Source organism: Sporomusa rhizae, assembly GCF_041428845.1.
Lineage (GTDB): Bacteria > Bacillota > Negativicutes > Sporomusales > Sporomusaceae > Sporomusa > Sporomusa rhizae.
Window position 1 is genome coordinate 5,199,441 of the sequence record NZ_CP156925.1, and the last position, 24,215, is coordinate 5,223,655.

At 41.8% G+C, this 24,215-nt stretch carries 22 protein-coding genes and 2 pseudogenes; 6 read left to right on the forward strand and 18 right to left on the reverse strand.

Annotation, left to right across the window (positions count from 1 at the left end):
• Window positions 1-8: 8 nt before the first annotated feature.
• The gene (locus SRRS_RS24315) at window positions 9-1,136 is read left to right on the forward strand and encodes an ATP-binding protein (protein ID WP_371364000.1); all 1,128 of its coding nucleotides are present in this window, start codon (window positions 9-11) and stop codon (window positions 1,134-1,136) included.
• Window positions 1,137-1,142: 6 nt separating this feature from the next.
• A complete protein-coding gene (locus SRRS_RS24320) occupies window positions 1,143-2,549 on the forward strand; it encodes a VWA-like domain-containing protein (protein ID WP_371364001.1) in 1,407 nt (468 codons plus the stop codon).
• 25 nt (window positions 2,550-2,574) lie between these two features.
• On the opposite strand, the gene SRRS_RS24325 is transcribed toward SRRS_RS24320, so the two are convergent.
• The 11 genes from SRRS_RS24325 to SRRS_RS24375 form a co-directional block, all read right to left on the reverse strand.
• The gene (locus SRRS_RS24325; protein ID WP_371364003.1) at window positions 2,575-3,867 is read right to left on the reverse strand and encodes an MFS transporter; all 1,293 of its coding nucleotides are present in this window, start codon (window positions 3,865-3,867) and stop codon (window positions 2,575-2,577) included.
• A 267-nt stretch (window positions 3,868-4,134) separates the two neighbouring features.
• Complete coding sequence (locus tag SRRS_RS24330; RefSeq protein ID WP_371364004.1) at window positions 4,135-4,950, reverse strand: methyl-accepting chemotaxis protein; 816 nt, start codon at window positions 4,948-4,950, stop codon at window positions 4,135-4,137.
• A 173-nt stretch (window positions 4,951-5,123) separates the two neighbouring features.
• Window positions 5,124-5,930 (reverse strand): alpha/beta fold hydrolase, encoded by an 807-nt coding sequence (locus tag SRRS_RS24335; RefSeq protein ID WP_371364005.1) that lies wholly within the window; start codon window positions 5,928-5,930, stop codon window positions 5,124-5,126.
• A 32-nt stretch (window positions 5,931-5,962) separates the two neighbouring features.
• A complete protein-coding gene (locus SRRS_RS24340) occupies window positions 5,963-6,331 on the reverse strand; it encodes a hypothetical protein (protein WP_371364006.1) in 369 nt (122 codons plus the stop codon).
• A 130-nt stretch (window positions 6,332-6,461) separates the two neighbouring features.
• Entirely contained in the window at window positions 6,462-7,751 is a 1,290-nt protein-coding gene (locus SRRS_RS24345) for an MFS transporter (protein WP_371364007.1), read from the reverse strand.
• Window positions 7,752-7,921: 170 nt separating this feature from the next.
• On the reverse strand, window positions 7,922-9,112 hold the full coding sequence (locus tag SRRS_RS24350) for a CaiB/BaiF CoA transferase family protein (RefSeq protein WP_371364008.1): 1,191 nt from the start codon (window positions 9,110-9,112) through the stop codon (window positions 7,922-7,924).
• Between the two features lie 80 nt (window positions 9,113-9,192).
• A complete protein-coding gene (locus SRRS_RS24355; protein WP_371364009.1) occupies window positions 9,193-10,377 on the reverse strand; it encodes an acetyl-CoA acetyltransferase in 1,185 nt (394 codons plus the stop codon).
• On the reverse strand, window positions 10,377-11,813 hold the full coding sequence (locus tag SRRS_RS24360; RefSeq protein ID WP_371364010.1) for a hydroxymethylglutaryl-CoA synthase: 1,437 nt from the start codon (window positions 11,811-11,813) through the stop codon (window positions 10,377-10,379). Before SRRS_RS24360 ends, SRRS_RS24355 begins: the two co-directional genes overlap by 1 nt.
• Before the next feature lie 149 nt (window positions 11,814-11,962).
• Window positions 11,963-13,579: a PucR family transcriptional regulator gene (locus SRRS_RS24365; RefSeq protein ID WP_371364011.1), complete on the reverse strand. Its 1,617-nt coding sequence runs from the start codon at window positions 13,577-13,579 to the stop codon at window positions 11,963-11,965.
• A 679-nt stretch (window positions 13,580-14,258) separates the two neighbouring features.
• Window positions 14,259-14,450, reverse strand: a complete 192-nt coding sequence (locus SRRS_RS24370; RefSeq protein WP_371364012.1) for a hypothetical protein — start codon at window positions 14,448-14,450, stop codon at window positions 14,259-14,261.
• Complete coding sequence (locus SRRS_RS24375; RefSeq protein ID WP_371364013.1) at window positions 14,444-15,118, reverse strand: GGDEF domain-containing protein; 675 nt, start codon at window positions 15,116-15,118, stop codon at window positions 14,444-14,446. The genes SRRS_RS24370 and SRRS_RS24375 overlap by 7 nt, the downstream gene beginning before the upstream one ends.
• 199 nt (window positions 15,119-15,317) lie before the next feature.
• Here SRRS_RS24375 and SRRS_RS24380 point away from each other — a divergent pair, with 199 nt between their 5' ends.
• Together SRRS_RS24380 and SRRS_RS24385 are read left to right on the forward strand one after the other, a co-directional pair.
• Complete coding sequence (locus tag SRRS_RS24380) at window positions 15,318-15,584, forward strand: helix-turn-helix domain-containing protein (protein ID WP_371364014.1); 267 nt, start codon at window positions 15,318-15,320, stop codon at window positions 15,582-15,584.
• Window positions 15,585-15,873: 289 nt separating this feature from the next.
• Window positions 15,874-16,017: pseudogene (locus SRRS_RS24385) on the forward strand (hypothetical protein); the annotation flags it as partial.
• A gap of 197 nt (window positions 16,018-16,214) precedes the next feature.
• Here the strand turns inward: SRRS_RS24385 and SRRS_RS24390 are convergent.
• The 4 genes and pseudogenes from SRRS_RS24390 to SRRS_RS24405 all read right to left on the reverse strand — a co-directional run bounded on the left by SRRS_RS24390 (window position 16,215) and on the right by SRRS_RS24405 (window position 19,557).
• A pseudogene (locus SRRS_RS24390) lies at window positions 16,215-16,892 on the reverse strand (3-oxoacid CoA-transferase subunit B).
• A 15-nt stretch (window positions 16,893-16,907) separates the two neighbouring features.
• Complete coding sequence (locus SRRS_RS24395; protein WP_371364015.1) at window positions 16,908-17,630, reverse strand: CoA transferase subunit A; 723 nt, start codon at window positions 17,628-17,630, stop codon at window positions 16,908-16,910.
• A gap of 568 nt (window positions 17,631-18,198) precedes the next feature.
• Entirely contained in the window at window positions 18,199-18,837 is a 639-nt protein-coding gene (locus SRRS_RS24400; RefSeq protein WP_371364016.1) for a hypothetical protein, read from the reverse strand.
• Window positions 18,838-18,840: 3 nt separating this feature from the next.
• Window positions 18,841-19,557, reverse strand: coding sequence for a 4Fe-4S ferredoxin (locus SRRS_RS24405; protein ID WP_371364017.1), 717 nt, complete (start codon window positions 19,555-19,557; stop codon window positions 18,841-18,843).
• A 243-nt stretch (window positions 19,558-19,800) separates the two neighbouring features.
• Between SRRS_RS24405 and SRRS_RS24410 the strand changes: the two genes are divergently transcribed.
• Complete coding sequence (locus tag SRRS_RS24410; protein WP_371364018.1) at window positions 19,801-20,337, forward strand: hypothetical protein; 537 nt, start codon at window positions 19,801-19,803, stop codon at window positions 20,335-20,337.
• Window positions 20,338-20,565: 228 nt separating this feature from the next.
• On the opposite strand, the gene SRRS_RS24415 is transcribed toward SRRS_RS24410, so the two are convergent.
• The gene (locus SRRS_RS24415; RefSeq protein ID WP_371364019.1) at window positions 20,566-21,363 is read right to left on the reverse strand and encodes a nitroreductase family protein; all 798 of its coding nucleotides are present in this window, start codon (window positions 21,361-21,363) and stop codon (window positions 20,566-20,568) included.
• 173 nt (window positions 21,364-21,536) lie between these two features.
• Between SRRS_RS24415 and SRRS_RS24420 the strand changes: the two genes are divergently transcribed.
• Entirely contained in the window at window positions 21,537-22,094 is a 558-nt protein-coding gene (locus tag SRRS_RS24420) for a TetR/AcrR family transcriptional regulator (RefSeq protein ID WP_371364020.1), read from the forward strand.
• An 89-nt stretch (window positions 22,095-22,183) separates the two neighbouring features.
• Here SRRS_RS24420 and SRRS_RS24425 read toward each other — a convergent pair whose 3' ends face one another.
• A complete protein-coding gene (locus SRRS_RS24425) occupies window positions 22,184-22,594 on the reverse strand; it encodes a RidA family protein (RefSeq protein WP_371364021.1) in 411 nt (136 codons plus the stop codon).
• A 195-nt stretch (window positions 22,595-22,789) separates the two neighbouring features.
• Entirely contained in the window at window positions 22,790-23,575 is a 786-nt protein-coding gene (locus SRRS_RS24430) for an EFR1 family ferrodoxin (RefSeq protein WP_371364022.1), read from the reverse strand.
• Between the last annotated feature and the right edge of the window lie 640 nt (window positions 23,576-24,215).

Genomic DNA, 24,215 nt, shown 5'->3' on the forward strand with positions numbered 1-24,215 from the left:
GAGATATCATGAATTTTAACGATACATTAAAGAGTGTTGATTTAGTACTGGCTACAGGGGAAGTGCCTTTAATCGTTGGGGAAACCGGAGTTGGAAAAACGGCGTTAGTCAAGGAAATTGCTCATGAAAATAAGTGGAGTTTAATTATCATTGATGGGAATCTCCTTAAAGAAGGGGAAATAGGTGGCCTGCCAACGATAGAATCTTATACAAAAGTCAACCATCAAGGAGATACCGTTGAAAAGAAAACTACCGTATATGCCGTTCATAATACGCTACGAGAAATTGATGAAGAAATAGCAAAAGGAAAAACCGTTCTTTTATTTATCGACGAGATTAATCGTTGTGAACATACCGTACAACAGGAACTCATGAATTTGATATTAAATAGAGAAATTAATGGCTATAAGTTACATGAACATGTAAAAATTGTAGCCGCTATGAATCCTTCCAGTAAATATGGTGCGGATTTTGATTATCAAGTGGTAGATATGGATGTAGCCCAAGAAAATCGCTTTGTCTGGTTACACATGGAACCTGATTCTATGCAGTGGTTAGATTGGGCAATAGCTGCAGGCCTGGAGCAAAAGGTTATCGAGTTTATTTCCACCTTCCCGGAATATTTGCATAAAGTCAACGAAAATGATATAAGAGCAACGCCAAGAAGCTATGAAAGAATTTCTGGCATTTATAAAGTTTATAAGCAGAAAAAGGATTCCGTACCTAGGTCGGTATTTTTAAATGTCATCCGAGGAAATGTCGGGAAACTCATTGCCGAAGAGTTTGTTACCTTTGTTGAATCCGATTATAACGCACTACTCTCTTATGAAGATGTGTTTTCAGGAAATTCTCTGCCTGAATCGGTCAAAGTTAAGATAAAAAATGAAAGTCATACAAGACTTTATTTAGCTGCAAAAAATATTCTAAAACACTTAGAAGCAAATATAAACAATGGCGATCGTGACCCAAGCGATTCTATTGACAGGCTGATTGAGTTTTTGAAAATATATCCGGTAGATTTAATGATCGGAATTATGAAGGACATCAAAAATAATTATATGGAAGTATACAAATATGCCATAGAAAATGAAGCTTTTGTCGAAGCATATTTTGAATCTTATCATTCAATCAGGTGATAATGGATGGAAACTTATTTTGAAACTCACGTAGAAAGACTTTATGAAAAAGCATATGAAATTATTAATTCTTTTTTAAAAGCAAAACAGCAAGAGGATACTGCTCAGATACAGATTCCGGAAGATTTTAAAAAAGAGTTTTTTAGCCTTGTAGACAAAGTGAATTTAAGCCTTATGGAAGACAAAGATAATTTCTATGGATATTTTTTGTTTCAAATGGCAAGGGAAATACGATTTGATATCAGCAGTCCTACTGCTGTGAATTTTAAAGGAACGAAATATGTTATCTATTTTAATCCTATCATTTTTTTGACTCTTACTATAAAACAAATGGAAACTACGATTAAGCATGAAATACTCCATATAGTCTCTATGCATTTAATCAGAGCAAAAGAATTAAAGGGTAATTATAGCACCTTAGCGATTAATATCGCAATGGATATCGTAGTAAACACACATTTAGATCATCTACCGCCCTATGCTACTACTTTGGAATGGGTAAATTTAAATTATTCTTTGAAGCTCTTGCCATTCGAACCTTTTGAATATTATGTGGAAAAGATTCAAACCGCCATACATTTACTAGAAGAAGATGAAGATGCGGCAGAGGATGATAGCAATAAAGATGAAAAAATAGAAACTGATTATGATCCTGAAAAAACCCATGCTGTTTGGGAAGATTCCAGTGAGATGGATGAACAAACGCTCAAAGAATTTACGGAGAATTTTATTGATGCTTCGCAAAAAGGCACTATTCCAAACTATTTAGAAAGCATTCTATCATCACTTAAAAATAGCAAGGGTGAATTACCTTGGAATTTGTATCTTAAGAGGTTAGTGGGAACTGTTGAAAGTAATCAAAAGAAAACGATAACAAGAAGAAATCGAAGACAGCCTGATCGCTTGGATTTACGAGGCCAGCTTAGGAGCCATAAAGCAAAAATTGCCGTTGCCCTTGATATCAGTGGCAGCATTAGTGATGAAGAATTTAATCAAGCTATTAAAGAAGTACTCAGTATCGTGAAAAATTATAATCATGAAATTACGATTATAGAATGTGATAGTGAAATTAGGCGTGTGTATAAAGTGAAATCTGCAAAGGATATAAAAGATAGAATCAATATTAGAGGCAACACCCGGTTTACTCCAGTTTTTGAATATGCTAATACTAAGAAGATTAATTTATTAGTGTATTTTACTGATGGCAAAGGGGAAGACAAGCTTCTCTCAATACCTAGGGGGTATAAAACGTTATGGGTTATTTCCGGGAGAGGAGATAAGCTATCATTAAAAGAAGCTTATGGGGTCGTTAAAAAGCTTAATCATATTGAGATAAAAGACAATACATCCGATATAAATGATGTTGAAAAAGGTGGATATTCCATGAATAACCAAGAAAAAATCGGTATTTAAGTGAGTCAGGGGACGGTTCCCTGACTCATTGCCTGATAGTCGGACTTGCTACTATATCTTCCAGGCGTTTTTGCGCTGTCTCAGGCCCTGTAAGGATGGTTGGTACCATCAGCCAGCCTATAAACACAGCGACAAGCACACCGGCAGAAACCGAGTATTTTTGCGCAATAACCCCTAATAAAAAGGGGGCTAGCATTGCTGTTCCTTTGCCTACAGCCACAGCAAGGCCAAGACCCAAAGACCTTACATGAGACGGAAATATCTCACTGCTGTAACTAATCAGCACGGTATGAGCACCCATACCACAACCAATCAATGCTGCAATAATATAAATCGCCGACAGAGGCACTCCAGGAATAGTTTTCAAGTAGTTTATGAAGGCTACGCAGATCAAGCTAGACGTTACAAAAATTGTCAGTGTTGGCTTTCTACCAATTTTATCGGAAAGAGGCCCTGCAGCTACATAGCCGATGGTGGCAATTCCCCACATAAACATTGTTATATATGAAGTTGTCAATTTGTCAATGTTGAAATCTATCATTAGTACGCTGGGAAACCATAGTACAAGTCCCCACGAGTAAAAACCACCAAAAATGTGAAGGAAAGTCCCAATGATTGTGAACTTCCGGTATTCCGGCTTAAACAGTTCCCCGAAACTTACTTTAGCTTTATTACTGTCCAAGTAAGCTTCTTCCCGCCCTTTTAGCCAGCGCTCGCTTTCTTGCAGTGTCGTAAGCACCCAGAAACACATCACTGCAGGGATCAGCAATATAAAATAACAACCTCTCCACCCTAGATTCATCGCTACAAATCCTGCGAAAATTGCTGCTGCAAGAAAGTAACCAACCGGGTATCCAGACTGCATAAGTCCCATGGCAAACCCGCGTTTTTGGGCGGGAACTACCTCTGACAAGTACGCTGCTCCTACTGGCCACTCACCGCCAGTCCCAGCACCGGTGAAAAACCTTGCCATTGCCAAATGATAAAAATTTTGGGCAAGCCCAGTAAAGCCGGAAAAGACCGAATATAAACCTATGCATCCAGCCATACCCCACCGTCTCCCTTTACGGTCTGCTAAGTAAGGCAGAATAACTGACCCCATAACCGCGCCACCCAAAAAAATTGATCCAATCATCCCCATTTGAGATAGTGAAAGCCCAAATTCTTCGCGTATCATCGGTAAAGTTAATGCATAAATAGTCCCGTCAGCAGCATCAAAAACCCATGCAAAAAATACAAACCATAATACTTTCCATGAATATGGAGTCATTTCCTGACTTTCGTGCATGACTTCTTTTTGATTTGCTTCCTGCATCATCTTACTCACCCCTTGTGTTTCAAGATTTGTTCTGTTACATTGACCGAATAACTGTGATTTTTCGGATCTACGACCTTTATGCAACATCCTCACAGATGAACTTTAGCATAGTGAAAAACAGTATAATTTTAATAGTGCTTTTATAACCGGTCTTACAGGATACTCCGCGAGCACTAAGATAGACTCATTATTATATCTCAATGTTCCAAAAATTCAGCTTTTCCGTTTTCCTTCCTTTGCAAAAATATACAGAAATGATAGTCCAATTTATATAGTTTCGATAATTTTTTCGATATTAGTAGCAGATGAAGCCAAATGCTGCATAGAAGCCGTAATTTCACTTGCAACTGCGGCTTGACGCTCGCCAAAGGCTGCAGCCTGATTAATTGTTGAAACAATTTCAGAGGTTTCCTGCCGTATTTCTACTAACGTGTCTTTTATATTTTTGACAGCGCTGCTGCAATTTTCAGCCATTTTGCGTATTTCCCCTGCGACAACAGTAAATCCGCGCCCATTTTCCCCCGCCCTGGCAGCTTCAATAGCCGCATTAAGTCCCAATAAGTTAGAATTGGAGGCTACATCGCTGACAAACCTCAAGATATCGTCTGTATGTGCAATTTTTGCCATAATGCCGTCACCTTTGATTCGCAGCTTCTCCAAGTCATTGGCGAATGAGACAGATGCAGCACTTAGTTCCTCTGTGGTAGCCGTAATTTCTTCTGAGGCAGCGGCGAGAGTCTGCGATGTTTCCCGCAGGGTGTTGTGGGTAGACAAATTAATCGCCAGCCCAACAATACCGACCATTTTTCCTTCATCGTAAATAGGTTCAACAACAACCTTTACGGCAGTACCAAACAATTCTTTCTGCATAAATACCTGCTGTCGTCTGCCTGTATTCAAGCACGCCGCCAGCGCGCCGCTAGGTGAAATTTTGTCACCCTCAACCAACCTCAGTTCGAAAGTTGCTGGCGAAAGATAATGGATGATCGTCCCTGTCATATCACATATTGTAACGCTGCAATCAAAAACATTTAGTTTTTGAATAATCTCAGATACATGAATTATAGACTGAAGTTTATTCACTAAAATTCTCTCCTATATTAAAAATTAGCGTTTCATAAATAACTCGCATAAAGTTAATTGTTCTTTCAGTATTCTATATATTCAATTTATTTTCGTCATACTTCTTGTAGGAACCATCCATAAATACTGGATGTTAGCCCCTGCCCTCCGGTGCAGGGGCTAACATCATTTAATTAGTTAAGTTGCAAGATGAATTCGTCCATGTATTCGCAAACCTTTTCCGGATTTTCGACAAGAATAAAATGACCGTAGTCTGGAATCGGTTTATAAACCAATTTTTTACAATTGGTAATACGGGCAATAGTGGCTTTTGCCATCTCCTCGGTAGCAATCTGGTCGTCAAGTCCATGAATAACAAGTGTCGGGCAGGTAACCTTGTCCATTTTGTCCCGGACATCAAAGCCGTTATACTGTGTCAGATCCCCTTGTTTGGTAATACCGATTTCCGACATAACCCCCCAGAGAATGAAATCTCTCCTTTCCTGTGTAGTGGCCTTTCCAATCAGGCACTCGGAAAATTCCAAGTGAGAATGCTGGCAACTAACATAAGGATGGTTCAACAGTTCCAAAATACGTTCATCAATAGTAGGAGTATAGTCGGAGCCCTGCATCGAAACAATTGCGCGGACAGGATATTCCTGGGCTATATGGTAGACGATGTTGCCGCCCATCGAGCAACCAATAACGATGGGATTGTCTACTCCAAGCTCCTGAATAACACTCCAAACAAACTTACCGTAGTCTTTATAGTTATTGATAACCTTATTACCGGGCAGTGGCCAGCTCTTACCATGAGCCGGCATATCAAATGAAATCATCTTATACTTGTCGGCAAAAATATTCATCATATCATGATACTGCCTATTTTCACGCCCTGCTGTGTGCAGGCAAATGATTGTTGCCTTGTCATCGGGTGCATTATTGGTCTCGCAATATATATTAATACCGTTCACTTTAATATAAAAACCTGTAATTGCCATAGTTATTTCCCCTTTCCCTTTACCTATAATTGTTAGCGAATACCCGCATATACCCGGATCAGTTGTGCCACAACATTAAAATTCTGTCTGAAACGAATGGCGCCGCCCATGGTGGTTAGATTGTTGGTATTTCCCCTATTCGTGGCCACACTGAGGGATTTGTGGGTGCAGAACTTTTCCCAGTCCTCTTTAGCACCAGCTACACCAATGTCCACACCGGTGTTGGGAACTCCCCTTACTACACTGACGCACTTTCCCAAATGAAACGACAGTGTAGCTGTTTCACCGCTGTCGGCAATGGTAATATCTCCCGTAAAAAACTTTCCATAATAAAACTCCCGAAACTTTTCTGCCTCCGCGCCGTTAATAAGCGCTTGAAGCTGCATCATTTTTTCAAACATTAATGATCCTCCTCTTAAATTATATATAGCAGAAAGCCAGCAGCTTTAACTGTCAATGAGCAAATAGGCTATTGTAAAGAACTTCATTGTCAGCCTAAGCTTGCACTGTTTTCCTGTTCACCTAGTCCACTCAATCGATGATGTCGTTCAAATTCTTTCTGGCGGTTTCTTTACCGAAAATCCAGACTATCGGAACCATTAGCCAGCCACCAAATGCCGCAACTAATTCCGCTGTTGTAGCAGAGGAATTCTGCGCAATATATCCAAGCAAAAGCATGGTAAAGACGGCAGAGGCACGCCCTGCGCCGATTGAAACAGAAGTACCAACAGCCCGAATGTGAGACGGGAATATTTCACTCGAGTAAGCTATCAAAACAGAATGTTGACCCATACCGAATCCCAGCATAATGGTTGCCATATATAAAAGCATACTACCCTGTGAGGCTACCGCTGCGCTGCCTTTCGAAGCGATATACAGCAATATGCAGGAGATTACTGTCAGCGAACTGGCCAGCAGCATTCCTTTCTTCCGGCCAATGATGTCAGAAATCTTACCCATAATCGGATAGCCAATAATAGCAGTTCCCCAGAGAAGCATATTCATTTTACCACATGTCACAGCGTCAAAATGGAAGTCTGTCCGCATGGCAACAAGAAACCATGTCATATTTCCCCACGCCCAGAATGCGCCAACGATATGCAAGGACATCGCGATCAACGTGTTCTTGCGATATTTTAGCTTAAACAGCTCGGACAATGAGATTTTTTTCTGGGCAGGATCAATCAAGCCTTTTTCCACATCTTCTCTATACTTGATCCATTGAGGGCTTTCCTTGAGCATACCCATAATAAATGGGATCAGGATAAGCCCGAACAAACCTACATAACAAAACTCTCTCCAGCCCCAGCCCCAGCCGGATACCAGCGCAAACACGCCGGAGCAAAGGAAGGTCCCCACCGGTGTTCCACTTTGCATAGCGCCTAAAAATGCCCCGCGATTTTTGGCAGGAACCATCTCAGAAAGATAGGATGCACCTATTCCCCACTGGCAGGTCTGTCCATGTGCTGCAATAAAACGAAGTCCGAATACCTGAAAAATATTATTAATTATCCCCAAACCGCCGTTAAACAAAGCAGCTGCCAGGATACTCAAACTCATCCCCAGGCGTCTGCCTTTTTTATCCGCTAACAGCGGCAGCCAGAGAGAACTGATAAACCCTCCCGCCGAGTAGACGCTGGCGATAATACCGATCATGCCAATTTCGAAATGAAGTTCCTCAATCATAAATGGTGAAGCAAGTGTATAAACATTGCTGAAATTAACCAGGGTCCAACCCAGGAAGACAAAAACAAATACTTTCCAGACTTCACTGGTTACCGGCTGATCTGCTGGAGTGACCGTGTTCGTTTGCGCGTTCATATAATATAAATTCCCCCTCAACTATATTTGGATAATCGGTCTGGAATTAGATAGTACCTTTCTTTTGAAGTTCAACAATCTCTTCTCTCAATAGAAGCCGCTGTCAAACTGAAAATGGATCACCCATGACAGACAGTCGGGTTTGACTCCACTAACCTGTCAATCTAATATCAAATAATGCCCGCTTTACGGAAATCTTCCACCTCTGCTTCGCTAAAGCCAAAGACCTCCTTATATACCTCGTCATTGTGCTGCCCCAAAACAGGAGGCGGACATTTGACGCATGCATCTGTTTCACTCATTCGTATTGCGGTATTTGTGACTTTCACTTTACCCGCAACCGGATGATCAAATTCGGTGAACATATTGCGAGCCCCGGCAATATGCGGATCATTGCATACCTGGGCAATATTATAAATGGGGGCTGCCGGAATACCGGTATCAATCATTATTTTTACCAATTCGTCTACCGTCCGTTGCTGCGACCACTGCTCAATATACTCTTTGCACGCAATTCGGTTTTGTACGCGCTTATGAACGGTTGCAAACTCAGGCTTTTCAAGAAGTTCTGGCATTTCCATTAATTCAACCAGTTTTTTCCACATTTTGTCATTGCCGACAGCAAGAACGATGTCACCGTCACTTGCTCTGTAAGATTCCATTGGCGCCCCCGATTCGTACGAATTGCCGCGGCGTTGAGGTATCCGGCCATCCACTAAATAATGCTGATTAATGATAGTCATAATAGAGACCGCCGAGTCAAGCAGCGAAATGTCAATCATTTGCCCAATACCAGTCTTGTTGCGGTATTGCAGCGCGGCCAAAATTCCAATACTGGCCGTCAAGCCGCCGACAGCATCGCAGATCGGCCCCCCCGCCCGGGTCGGATCTCCGTCCTCCTCACCGGTAACACTCATAATGCCGCTCATTGCCTGAGCGATGAGGTCATAACCCGGCCATTGGCTATAGGGCCCGGTTTGCCCGAATCCCGAAACAGCTGCATAAATAATCCGTGGATTGACTTTTTTCAGTTCCTCATAATCTAAGCCAAGCTTCTTCATGACTCCGGGACGGTAATTTTCAACCACAACGTCAGCACTTTCGACCATCTTCAAGAATATATCTTTACCCTTTTTCAGATTTAAGGTAATTCCCCGCTTGCTGCGGTTCATATTCATATAATAGGAGCTCTCGCCATTTTTAAACGGGTTGAAAAATCTTGCATCATCACCTGTGCCCGGTTGCTCAATTTTTATAACATCGGCGCCCATATCCGCCAAAATAGCGCAACAATAGGGACCTGCCAATACCCTAGTCAAATCAAGCACTTTTATTCCCTCAAGCGCTCCTTTTTGTGCCATCACGAAATCCTCCTTTTATATTCTGCCGAGTACAAGCCTACATTCTATTTCCATGCGAAACTAACTTGGCAACACTGTTGTTAACCTCGTTCGTTGCCGGCAATGAACACGCAACTCAATTGTGGTCCCCCGCCAAAGGTGTGTGAAAGGCCACGGCTTACATCCTTTACCTGACGTTGGGGATTATCCACCTTATACTGAAGTTGCTTATAGATTTCATAAGTCATACGCAAACCGCTGGCACCAACGGGATGGCCGAAGCATTTAAGTCCTCCGTCGACGTTGACCGGCAATCCTCCGTTCAGTTCGAAAAAACCGGCGTCAATATCTTCTTTTGCTTTTCCTCTGGCGCTAAAACCAAAATCTTCATAAATCAGCATTTCTGTGATGGTAAAGCAATCATGAACCTCTGCCACGTCAATCTCGGTACGCGGATTTTTAATACCGGCCATTTCGTAAGCTTTGGCTGAAGAGGTTTTTAAAGCGTCAAAACTTGTCCAGCTAAATCCGGGTCTTGAATGAGGCAGAACCGTATCCATTGACATGCCAAATCCTTTTACATAGATGGGATCTTGGCGTAATTTTCTTGCTGTATCGGCGCGGGTAATAATTGCGCAGGCCGAGCCATCGCTGTTGCCGCAGCAATCAAATAAACCAAGCGGTGAAGCAATAATGGGCGCCTTCATAACTTCCTCAAGCGTAATTTCCTTATGGAAGTGGGCCTTAGGTGCCAGCATACCGTTCTTATGGTTTTTAACGGCAATCTTGCCAATGGTCTGCTTGCCTTCCTCCAGAGTAAGCCCGTACTGTTCAAAGTACCGGGTGGCAATCAAGGAGAACGACCCGGGGGCTGTCCTTCTGGCTTCATAAACAGGGTTCATGCCGCGCCCGGCTCCCAGTCCCGGAAATCCGGTATCTTTCAGTTTTTCTACGCCAATTGCCATGACAACATCATACGCGCCGCTGGCAACAGCCATAATTGCGGAAATCAGAGCAACGTGACCGGCACAGCACCAGTTCTCGTTTCTGATGACCGGAATATTCTTAAGTTTCAACGCATCAATTACTTGAGCGCCCGCCAAACCGCCAACCGGCGCATACATTTGCCCGACAAATACCGCCTGGATGTCCTTAGGACCTACGCCTGCATCCGCATAGGCTTCATAGGCCGATTCAACGACCAGGTCACTCACTCCGCAGTCCCAACGCTCGCCAAATTTCGAGCATCCCATACCAGCTATTGCAATCTGATCTTTAATTGACATTACTGGTCACCTCCATTTCTTACTGGGCGGCATTTCCAAAAATAATTAATATAATTGCCGCCTTCATATATCTTCCGGAAGGTAAACTCTACTTCCATACCGACCTTTACTTCTTCATTATTAAAATCAGTCATTAGCAGATAGTAGCGAAAATCTTCACTGTCTTCAGCAACTGTCTGGACAACTACCGGGTCGTCACCACGCCCTGCCAAATTATCAATGGAATAGGTAAATACTTTTGCATGACGGTCAGAAAGCCTAACTTCCTTAAACTCATCTTTTGCACCGCAGGAAGGGCAGACTCTGTTTATTGGGAAAATTCCCTGACCACAGTTTGTACATTTGCTGCCATAAAGACGCAGGATGCCTTTTTGTTCCCGCCAGTAGGCAGAGTTAGATGGAAAAGTCCGGAAAGGCTCGCCGGGAACAGTCTCAAGCAGGTCGCGGAAAGACAAATACCGACTATACGATTCCAACGTTCTCTTGTTTTTCAACGCGGCTTTAACGCTCGGTTTTTGTTGGATTTTAGATACCTGATCTGTTACTTGGAACAAAAAGGCATCTGCACCGTTTCCGTATGCGGCCAGCAATATGAGATCACCAGGCTTGGCTTCTTCCAGCGCAGCAGACAGCAGCAATAGCGGCTGAGCAGTACCGCAGTATCCGATTTGCAGCATGTAGGAATCTTGAATTTGCTCAGGTATAAAGCCAGTTTTTTTTGCAACAGCAGCATTATCTTTCAGGCCAGGAGTAGTCAAAACTACCTTTTGAATATCCTCCGGTTTTTTCCCGGCTTTCTTTAAGATACCTTTTACTGCCTGGGTCATAGCGGCAATATAGCCTTTATCAGTGATGAAACGTCCTTCACCATGATTTACGTATTTTTCGCCAACATTTCGCCATACATCAATAATCTCGGTGTTTACCGAATAGGTTTCGACTACTTCTGCAACTAGGTCTTCCGAACCAATCACCAGAGCAGCAGCCGCATCGCCAAATAGCTGCTCTTGATCGGATTTTGGAAAACCGTTGCGGCAATCAGCTGCAGTAACTAGCGCTTTTGTTGCCGATTTTGCTTTTACCGCGTTAATTGCTGCGTTCAAGGCGCCTGTTCCAGCTTTCGTCGAATTGGAAAAGTCCGATGTAACAAGATCATCTTTTAAATCACATACAACAGCTATCGTGCTTGCAATCGACTTTTCCGCATATGGTGCAGTCGTCGAAGCGAAATACAGTGCATCAATTTCCTGGCGATCAGAATTTTGGAGACACGAAATTGCCGCTTCAACAGCCATTGTTAAACTGTCTTCATCCGTATTTGCTACACCTCGTTCCCCTTTGATTGCACGTCGTTCCCATGCCCGTGCTATAGATTCCCGTTTTAAACGGTAGTACGGCACATATGCGCTCAATGATGAAATTCCCACACTCATCATAAAGCCCCCCTTATCTTTGTTTTTGACTACATTATTTGATTTCTGCAAAATAAAAATAGAGCCTTTGCAAAAAGGCTCTAAAAGAACAAGGCTATTTTCCTAATTTTCTACGAATAACATTATAAATACCAATATTCTTACATCTGATATTACTTAAGAGAAACCTCAGGAGTTACCCCGGAATCCAGCTTCGATAAAACATAGGCCATCTGCAAGACAAATCTTCCCTCCGGCAAAAAGAAGTTAGTACCGGTTATGTCATGTATTCTCTGCAACCGATAACGAAGCGAACTAGAGTGAATATGCAGCGCTTGCGCCGCTTTCTCTAAAGAACTCTTGACAAGACATGCTTCAAGCGTTGCCCATAATTCAGCATTACACTTTTTATCATATTCCCTAATTGGCTCTATAATCGCTCTTGCCATCATGTTGTACTCGTTAGTATCCAAACTGTGGAGAAGTAAACCTTCCTTGATGAACTCTTCATACCAAAATAAATTAGATTCGGGTTTAAAAATTCTTCCTAACATTACAGCCTTATTCGCCTGCTCATAACAGTCCGGAATTTGCCTTAAATCTCTAATTATCTGACTATACCCTAAATCAAATTCATTATTCTGTTGCCCTTGCCCGCTTTTCATAAGGGTCGTAATAGCCCGTTTTATAGTTTTATGGTAAGTAGTCCCAGGTTGGTCAGGTAATGAAACAATCGCCACAATCTCTGTCGATCTAAGAAAAACGGCGCTATGGGTAAATACCGATCGCAATCGTGTAAGCAACTGGTGACTTTCAAATTGCAGCGAATCGTTAGAATCTGTATGACGAAAGGAGATGAATATAACAAAATGATATTTTTGGGGAGTTAATCCTAAAAGCTTAATTCGCTCCTTCAATAAAGCTTCATTTTCATAACGCTGAAAAAGAATCTCATCCGCAATAGCGATTATCATACGTTGCTCTGTTTCGATAACGAGATGTTTCTCCAATAGTTTTATTGACAAGAACGCGACCATCTGCCTTACAAAAAGCAATTGACTGTCACTCATTGGATCAATATCTTTTAATACAAGATACCCCAAGAACTGATCACGCGCCACGCAGGGAAACAAGTAATCATTATCTATTTGCGTGTATCCCAAAAGGCTTCGTCGTGATTTACCGGCTTCATTAACCAGCAATTCAACGTCCTCTTCCCCCCCTTGAAATTCAGCAGGGAAATAATGAGCCACTATTTGTCCTAGCGGCGATACGCAAGCACAATAACAATTTAGACTCTCTCCAAGACTCCTAACAAATACCTCAATTTTATCTCCTTTTAAAACGGACGATAGGAGATATTCATATTGGTTGTTCAAATCTTTAAATGTATTAAATTGACTTTCAATTATTTCTGTAGATATTGTACTAATAGCTTCACGGAAAGTTATATCCTTATCCATCGAAAAAAGTGGCAATCCATATTTATTGGCAGTCTCGATCACATAGGATGGCACTTCTTCAATGAAACGCCCTACTTTTATCGCCAAAGCCGCAATCCTCATGTTACCAAGTTTAGCAACAATTTCACCTACAAGATTTTGATCTTCTTTAAGTGCATATAAAGTTGTAAGCACAAAAACATTCTCTTGCATGTACTCGGGAAAGTCGGGAACTTCCATAACGGTAACAAGCCGGACTTCTCTGTTTAAACCTTCAGCGCCGGCAATTAGTTTAAACCCTTTCACAAAGAGTGGTAACCTACAGAGCTGCGCTACGGTTATATTCACATCTCTTACCCCCTCTCCTCTATTTTCCGCTCAATTTTCTTAAATACCATAGCATGATATTTTTCTTCTATATCCGACACAATTATACCTGCTATAACAGTCGAGAATTGAAGATACCCCTGCCTAACCAAACTAGAACTACTCTATCACTTAGTGGTACTGGAAGTTGAGTAGGAGGCATGACTAACCGCCGTACCATACCGTTCGATATACGGCGGTTCGGTAAGCTTTAAACTGGTGGTGTCTCATAACAGGTATAAAAACCAGTTTGAGACTCCCTCTTTTCAATTGGGTAACCCCAACTAAGGCGATTAGCCATCGATTGACCCTAAAAAATGAAAAACAGGTACAGCAAGGCTAAGGGAGCGGATTCCCCGAGTTTGTTGTGCCTGAAACTTTAGGCTATTTCTATTATGCAACAAGGTTGGAGGAACAGGTCCCTTGTCCCGGAGGAAAAAGTGATGCTACGATGCGTTCGTTCTAAGTTATGTTATGAGTGAGTCAGGGAACCGTCCCCTGACTCAGGCTTTTAACAATAGTTACATTCTCTTTATATCCATATTTCCCCTTTGCCTCTTCTCAAAGCAAATAGCAGTCGGTTAGGCGGATTTAATCACCTCAACCGGCTGCTTACTTGTTATTATTTAAAGGAAACATGTCAAACCGTCCCTGTATCATTTTATTGCCGCAATATTCGTATACACCTAAATAACTCAAATTCTACTAATGCCGCCTCTAGCCGCCGGAGCGCTTCGGTTGTGTCCATACCTGCTTTACTAAGCCGGGAAACCTCATCAGATGCCTCACATATTTTATCATATATCTCAGTTTCTCGTTGGCGGTTTGGTGATAATGTTCGCCACACTAACATAGAAGATCCGCCTGCGCAATAACTAAGTTTTTCTGGACCTTTGCCTTATATAAGGCCTGATCGACTGTTAGCAGCAGGTCTTTTACCGCTTGGTCAGGTCCCAGAGGAATGACGCCTGCGCTTATGGCTAGACCATAGGAAGAATTAAACTTTGTCTCGACTTTATAGCGGATTTGTTCCATAACGGCATATGCCTCCCGTAACGGAGCCCCGGAAAAGATGATGGCAAATTCATCACCACCCCAACGCGTAACAATATCGGTAGTCCTGACAGTATTCTTAAAGATAGCCGCCAGCTTCAACAATACCAAATCCCCGGCGGCATGACCATATTTATCGTTAATCGTTTTAAAGTTGTCTATATCAATCATAGCAACACATATCGGTGTCTTTCTCCGGTTCGCGCGGATCTTTTCTTCCGCCAGCCGCCGGTAGAAGTACCTTCTATTCCATAAGCATGTCACCGGATCGGTGTGAGAAGTCAAATCCAACCGGCGGATCAGCCCGCCGGTCATAAATCCGGCTAGGCATAATAGCAGGGTTATTCCCGCCCATAATAGGCTTTCATGGCTTATCTGTAAAACCATGTCCAAGTAATAACCTGCTAGGCCTACTAACATTCCTAATACAGCAAGTGCTAGTGGAGCATAATTATAAAAGACTCGCACATTTATCACCTCGTATGCAAGCGGAATCATTGAGATTTCGCCGAAACTATTGAAATCTTATAGAGTAAACACAACTCGCAATCCATATTATACCATATTGTTCAGTATTTATGCAATAATATTTCATTAAAACTGTACAGATATTTCAGTCTATTATCTCTATAATTTAGACAGTTCCATTTTTTATGAGGTGACTAATATGAGAGGTAAACATCTAGCCAAATATAGAGAAATTGGCCGTAAAATTGCATTCTACCGCAAACTTCGTAATTTATCGCAAGAGCGTCTCAGTGAAATGATCGATAAGTCAAGATCCTATATATCAAAGATAGAAGCAGAAAACTCCGATATGGAATTTAGCTTAGATATTCTTTTCGATATTGCGGAAGCTCTAAATATCGAAGTAGCAGCATTTTTTAATCCTATTGATGTTGAGATTAGAGGAAAATATTTGCGAAACAAGTAGACCTGAAATCTTAATTTTAAAAATCTCCAACAGTTTCCGAATTCGAAATTGAAAAAGGCCTTAATCCCAGTCACTTAGATGGTGACTGTCAAGGTTGGACTATCCAATAATCCTAGTAGCAATAAAATGTACGTAAGTAAGCTACTATATTTAAAACAACAGTCTAAAGCTCCCATTGCCGGGGATGCTTTAGACTGTTGTTTGATTTCTAAAAAATGCATATAAGCGACTTAGCTAACAAACGTGATTGTGAAATCCGGGCCAAAACGGGGACAAATATCCACCACTTTCAGTGGTAGAGGTACCGATTGAGAAACTCGCTGCGGGGTGTGTGAAATTAATTGTTGATGTTTTAGAACATAGAATTGACACCCCATCCCATGTACAGTACGATTCAAATTTGATTATCAGAGAATCTGTGACTGTTTTTTAAAAGTGAATTGATAAAAGCCAAACTATAGTTTCATGCAGGTAAATAAAGTAATAATCTTTTAAGTAACGAAAAGAGGACCCATTCGCTTCGACTAAGTGTATGGATCCTCTTGTTTTTGGCAGCACAACTCTGAACGTCGCCAAGCAATATTTAAGTTCTTCTATCTAATGAATTGTTCCTTACCTTAGGTTAGATAACTACGCATTAATGCCACTCATGCGATAATCTTTCAAGTCCGGGGATACAGTAAATTCGGCTTCCGTACAGGCTCTCAGATCTTCTACTGACAGCGCCGGATCTTTTTCTACTAATACAAGCCCCCCGTCAACAACATGGAACACGGCCTTTTCCGTTATGATAACATTGACCACACCACGGCCGGTTACTGCCAAACTACATTTTTTCAGAACCTTGGATTCGCCTTTTTTGTCATTGTGCTGCAAAGTGCAGACAATCTTTTGGGCGCCTCTGACCAAATCCATAGCACCACCCATTCCTGGCGAAAAATCACCTTTGGCTGCATTCTTTGCTCAATTTGCAATATTCCCCTCTTGGTCTACTTCCAGCCCTCCCAGAATAGCAGTATTCACATGACCTCCCCGAATAATAGCAAATGATTCGCACAGGTCAAAAATTGCAGCACCCGGCAGTAAAGTAATTGGCTGTCCGCCAGCATTGCCATTGTCAGGGTCGGCTTCGCCGGCAGAAGGAGTAGGTCCCATCATAAGGCAGCCATTTTCCGACTGCAGAGTAACTTGCACCCCTTCAGGCAAGAAGTTTGGTACTGCAGTAGGCATGCCAAAGCCCAAGTTTACAAATTCTCCATTTTTTAATTCCAGAGCGGCACGACGAGCAATTTTTTCTCTTATATCCATGAGACTTTCCTCCTTCTACTCTTTCTTTAATTGTCCGGTTGCGTCCCAACGTTGTTTAAACACCTGAACATGCTCATCAAAATTATAGCCTTGTACCACTGCATTGACGTATATGCCCGGTGTTCCTACCTGATTGGGGTCAATTTCGCCGGTTTCGACAATTTCATTCACTTCAGCTACCGTGAACTTAGCTGCGGCGGCAATCACCTTATTGCAATTGACTGCTACACCGCGATATTCAATGTTACCGCTTTTGTCGCCACGATACCCTTTAATAAAGGCAAACTCTGCCGATAATGGTAACTCCAGCAAATATTCTTTACCGCTAATCGTTAACTTCTGCTTTCCTTCTTCCACCAGAGTCCCCACTCCAGTTGGCGTTAAGACGCCACCTAAGCCTGCTCCCGCTGCCCGGATTTTTTCTGCCCAGGTTCCCATAGGATAGAGTTCTACCTCCAAACGCCCGGCTTGGTATTCTTCTAATAATTCCGGGCAGGTGCCGATGTGCGAGGTAATGATTTTTTTTACCTGACGGTTTTTAAATAAGACAGCCATATCAAAGCCACCGCCTGGCATCCCGCTTACTTCGCTGATAATGGTTAACTCTTTCTTCCCGGATGCAGCCAGTTTTTCGATACATTTCAGCGGTGACCCTACCCCCAAAAATCCACCTAAAAACATACTATCGCCATCGTAAACCTTTTCAATCGCCTGATCAATCCCAACAACCTTGTTCATACCCTTTCTCCCTTCATATAACGATTTACTAATTCTTATATTGAGCCGTTACGCTAGCTTGCCGATGAGGCAGCAGCAGCCGGCAATCGTAGCTGCCGTAGGCGGCTGGCGGTATCCAGCCAGCCAACCGGAACCCCGGCGGTGCAGTTTGAACAAACATTGTACCGATCGAAATGATAATTAAATATACTACTCCAAGAATTTAAAAGTACTCAAAAACGCCATAGGCCTCAATTAAAGTCGATGACAGCGGCGCAAGACGATGATATCGCCCTTTCCCTTGATAAAAATGTTAATATCTTCAAGGTTGAGCTTCCGGCAGAGGTTGATAAAAGTCATACTTCATAATCCTGTTCTGCAATTTCAGTAATATTAATTTGATATTTTTCCCTCAGAAGACAAAAGACGATGGTGGTGTCTATGTACAGACACCACCATCGTCTTTTGTCTCACTAACTCTTTTTTTCGCCGCCGTTACCATGTACGGTTCTCCGTACTAGGTATAATGCTAGGGCGCCACAGACTTTTTGACGGCGAATAGCGTAGGCTGCCGCAGCAGCTAAAGCGGCTATCGATCAGAAACAGTATACAACGCACAGTATTCGTCAATAAGCGTTGCAGCTCGCACAGGGTTGAAGATGCCGCACCGGCAGGGTTTAGCCAGTTCAACACCCGCTTCTTCCGGCGTAATAGTCCCCTTTTTCACTTGGCGTATCAGGCGGCGGACTAGTCCCTGCGCCACCATGGCATGTCCACACATGCTGGTTACCTGAGCGATCTCGTCTTCAGGCATTTTTTCCGTTTTTCCCAATACCCCCAGCGAATGTTCAACGGCGTGGGGTTGAATCCCCGCGTGGGCACAGCATGCGAACAGTTTGTCAAAAAGGCCGGATATGGTGAGAGACATGCCAAGCTCGGCCTCCTTAACTTCCTGGAGCAAAGTGACAAGATCGCTTTCATTTGCCAAGACAGCATGGGTACTGCTGATGGTCAGCTTTTCATGCAGTTCATCATAATCAGTCACAAATTGATTGCCCAGTTTGACGTCGCCTAGATTAACCGGGTTATTTCCATGCGCAATACGCAGAAACTCCTGCAGTTTTGGTTGCGCACCTTCATGGTTAAACCCGCGGGCCGGCATAGCATGCATAGGAAAATCATGCGCCAGGTTTTCCGGTGTACCCCGGCGGTGCAAGGTATGAGACATCGGTTAATCCTCCTTTGCAAGCGGCCTGCCAAGTCCGGTATTCATCTTGCCGTTCGGCAGCACCGGCCACTGCATTGCCGGTAATATGGGAAGCGTCGGAATAGTATGATCCTCCTCAAGAATAGAAATCAGATCCACAGATAATACGCAGTCAACTTCTTTCCCGATTTGGCGGATGGTCTCCAGGATGCTTCTCATCTTTTCTATGGGTACAAGCATCTCAATAATTGCCGAAAGAACCTTTTCCTGCTTTACCTCATCCTTAAAGAAGCCTGTTTTCGGATCAGTCATGAGTCTAGTGCAGGGGTTATTGGGTTCAAACTCTACACCGAGCCGCGCCAGGGCGACAGCGATTTTTTCAATATCGTAAAAGCGAGCGCCGACACTGGGTCGACCCATCTCGCAGGAAATCCCCACAAAACCTCGCTTAATCCGCCCCGTTATCTCATTTGTTTTGATTTCTTCCGTTCCCCGGCCCGCCACTTTGGTATCACGGTGTTCCACTGTCGGATCGCTGAAAGCCGATCGAACGGTGCGAGGCCATTCGTAAGCAGGGCTGACAGTCGAGTAGAAACACGCCTCGCAGCACGCCACTTTTGTATTACATCGCGGATTGAATCCGCTATAGTCTCGTTTTAGCGAAATGGAGAGGAGCCGGGCAGCTGCCAGTTTATAGCCTTCGTGTAGCTCAACTGTTTCGGCTATGATCAGATTGATCAATATATTTAGGTCAAGGTGTCGCGACCCTATGCAGTATTACCATCTGCAAAGGATCGCATTATACAAAGGTTGATTTTTAATCATATCACAGTTAAATGGGTTGACTATCCAACAAAAATAAAGCAACCTACAAAATTCATAACTATTTTCTGCAATAACCTCATCACTTGTTATAATTACCTTGAATTATGGTGAATTAAAGCTGAGACACTAGAATTAAGTAACGTCGAGGGGGGGAAAATAATGGCGAAAAACTCAGCTAAACGCAAGCAACTGAGACTAAAATTCAAACGCCGTGCCGCTGCTTTAATGGGCACCGCAATCATGACAGGCGCAGTATTGTCTGGTATCCCAGTAACAAAGGCCCTTGCTGCAGAAGCTGTACCCAGTTACCAAGGCAAAGTTTCCAACGTACAAGTTACTAAAGATCAGCGTCCGCCAGGTCGTGGCTGGCATGAGCACAATCATAGCTGGCCAACTTCAGATGAGAACCAAGCCTGGTATCAGGATGGTAAAATTTATTATCGAAGTGATAATAATAATAGCCATCGTTACCTTAGAGACTATGCGTATCAAATCAATAGTCCTGTTGATTACGTCAAAGCTCGCGCAGCAAGCTTAGGTTTTGATTCGGACCGTGACTCATTTTCTCTTCTCACTGTTAATAATCGAAGGGCACTCGTCGAAGTACGTAAAAATGACACCGGCAAATTATACAATGTACTTTTGGAACGATCTAATGACGGAAACTGGATAGTAGTCGATGTTCGTCCCCTATAAACGAAAAAAAAAGCAACTAGACTCTCACCATGGGAGACCTAGTTGCTTTTCCATTTTTAAATTTATCACCTACGATTTAGAACCCTTGCTATCCATTATCCAAAAATTTCCCTCGCTTGTTGCCCCATAAATTAGCAACAACTCCACAAGTCTCATTTGCTCCAATAGATTAATCGCACTCATCGCATTAATTACGAACCCAGAGTATTGCTGCAGGAAAAAACTGCGTTAAATTATGTATGTAGCATCTAGTGAATTTCTATCCACTAATCTCATATATTTATACTTAGGATAACCAACCATAACTGCACCTGCTACAGTTTTTTCTTCTGAAATATTGAATAAATTAGTTAGCGGTGAATTTTCGATAGATGCAAAATGCTCAAAAATTCCAGCCCAACAGGTTCCAAGTCCTAATGAAGTGGCAAATAACTCCAGATAAGTTAAGCATGAAATAGCGTTATTTCTAGCGTATGGAAAATTCTTGTCTGCAATAGCTATAATTAAATTTGGTGCGCCGCGGAAAACTGAATCAAGTCCTTTTTCCCTATAACCTATAATCGCCACTTCTAATAAATGCCTTACAGGGGAATTTTCTAGCATCTGAATAGTGATTTCAGCAGCTTTTTCAAGTAGTTGTTTATTTTCTACTACAACATAGGATATACCTTGACTATTAGACGCAGTAGGAGCTAGTCTAGCTATATTTACTAATTTTGATAAAATTTCTCTTGATACAGACTTGTCATGATAATTTCTTATGGAACGACGAGATCTTAAAAAGTACTCCGCCTGCTGCGAATTTAACTTAGGAAAATCATTAGCATCAACTTGTAGTGCTAGCGGTGCTTTTTCGTTATCTATTGCAGAATTAGGACATATTGCAACACAATGTCCACAGGCATTGCAATTGGTGCTCGCCACTTCTTCTGGCCCTTTTTCTCCCATCTTTAGAACATATACTGGGCATTCTTTAATGCAAAGCCCACATTTAATACACCGTTCATTGACCGTTATTAAGCTCATTGTAGTCATCTCCTTAATAAAAATAACCGACAAATGTTGAGTTTCAAACATTTGTTTAATATAATAGTAGCAACGCTGTTAACTGAAATCAATGAGTAAAACGACCACATATGTTGATTAATAAACAAAACAGATAAAAATGTTCATTTTTACAATACTAAGGAGAATCTCTTATGGACAGGCGTATTGAAAAATCTAAGCAAGCCATTATGGATGCTTTTACTAAGCTGATGTTAGAAAAAGATTTTGAAAAAATTACAATTAACGAAATTGCAGAACTGGCAAATGTAAATCGGGGAACTGTATATTCGCATTATGTAGACATATTTGATTTATTAAATCAATGCATAGAGAATCACTTAAATAAATTATTTGAAACTTGTCAGCAAAAAGGAAATGATAACAATATTTCTGGTAAGGATTCGCTTTGTAAAACATTTAAATATTTAGAGCAACATGCTTTTTTCTATTCAAAAATGCTAATGAGTAAAAGCATTACTGCTTTTAGAAACCGATTACATGCTTTAATGGTGAAGAGTATTGAAGAACAAGTTGATTTGAATGGCATCAATGAAGATGTGAATAAGGAAATTATGGTACAATATTTTGCTTCGGCAACCATCGGTGTAGTTGAATGGTGGATTACAAATTCAATGCCCTATTCATCAGAATATATGGCAGAACAATTATTCTCGCTAATGGAGAGATATCAAAATGTGCGTAGTACTTAAACCAAAAATAAATTATACCGAGATCGCTGAGCTAGAAGAAGAACGACTCTCCTTCCCTCGTCAAACTACAGATTGTACTTATCCGAGCGTTATTCCGTAATTACCGCAATAGCATCTATTTCTATCAACCATTCGGGGTTTGCTAATCCTGCCACAAATAAAACGGTCAAAGTTGGAGGATTTTGCCGGCTACCCCATTTTTCCCGGAAAACCTCGAAGCCTTCTTGCGGATTCTGGCCTTGGACTAGATAGACATTCCATTTAATCACATTTTCCAGCCCGGCTCCAGCTGCCGCCAGTGCTTTCTCAATATTTACAAGCACCTGCTTTGTTTGCAATTTAAGACTACCCTTGCCGACAGTATTTCCATTTTCGTCTACTGCGTCTTGTCCGCCAACATATATTGTTTTATGGTTGCCGTATACCGTAACAACTTGCGAAAACCCTCGCGGGGTCATCATATTCTCCGGATTTATATAAGCAATTTTTTCTTCCTTCATACCACCACTCCTTTCAACTGGCTATTTAACTTAAAAGAGTATTTTCTCCGATCTTTATTTATTTTTGAGTTTTTTGATTTAAAACACAGCGTTTTCCATAGGTCTTTCGCGCGTTTTTTATCTTTGACACATATCCCTTTTGCCATTACTATCGACACTGTATCGGTTAACTCTTGATACTCAGTGACATGCTTTTTATTTATCTGATTTCGCAAAAGGTACTCCCGGTGCCTGATACCTGCGAAAATAACGGGTATGTGTTAATTTGCTAAAAATAGTTCTTACTAAAGGAAACCTCATAAACTGGTGGCTGATTAAGTACACCAAATAAACTGTTATTAATATTGATATATATTGAATAAGGTCAATCCAGTTTTTTTCGATATAATACCCAGTCCAATTACTTATCAGATAAGAGATAAACGGTACAGTAGCTATATAATAAAAAACGACTGCTAATAGCGGACTTACTTCAATAGCTTCGTGCGGGCAATAATTCATACAGGCCATACAGCTATCGCAGGAGTACCGCCAATACGGCCGTTTTTCTTTATCTTCTCCGGTCATTCTTATAGCCTGCTTGGGACAGTATCGAGCACAAACTCCGCACCCAACGCATTTATCTGATGCAAAAAATAATTTAGCTAACATAAACTGCGCCAATACAAGATACATCAGTGAAATTGGCGCTAGCATCAGCCCTAATACCAAAGAGATAATTCCATTAAATTTTGTATCTCCTTGCAGTATAAGGGTTGCAAAACGCTTAACCTTACTTTCTGCCTGTGAAATAATATGCTCTACATTCTCTATGGATAGGCCCCAATGGAGGGCAGTCCAATTACTGGGCATATCAATCCCCATCACACCCCGAGTTTTATAGCCTTTTAACAGCAGCAAGAACGCAGTCAAATACCCGGCTGTCCCTTCCATCCCTGGGAAACACAATCCTTTCACCCTTGTTCCAGCACGCGTCGGCAAAATTACAGCACATGCTCCATTAGCCTTAGGGAAAAAATATTTGTTTTAAAATCAATATCGGAGCAGTAAAACTATGGGTTGGAAATACAAAAACACATAATGTCCTTATATCAGTCTTAGTTTCTAACTTTGTCATTTTCACTTGCCTTAAGTTAACTAATAACCCTAAGCTTTTCGCTATTTCGGCAAACCACAGAGCAACTTTAAAGGAATTGCCTGTACCGGTCATATAAAAGATCGATATTTTATCAAACATTGTTAATACTCTCTCTTATCTTAAATGTCTAAAACTCTGCCTGAGTAAAGCCTACGACGTAAAATGTGCTTTCCCCGTGACTAAAGCACAGCAGAAACCATGTAAATAGCATGCCCGGACTCACAATGACGATTCTCTTAAGTCTAAAAGTCCTATTAAGCCTTACAACTAATAAATTTATCATAAAAATGCAAAGTTCCTGCAAATTATTAGAATTTTCTGCAGGAACTTCGACTATTTGTGTATCTGCTTATATAACAAGTTATTCTTCGCCGTTACTCTGTGTCAAAGGCGTGTCAGTGTCAATCACGCTGACCTAACATGACAATCCTGCTGTATTTCTTTCCTTAATGGGCTTTCACCTGATAAACTCTCTGTCACCCT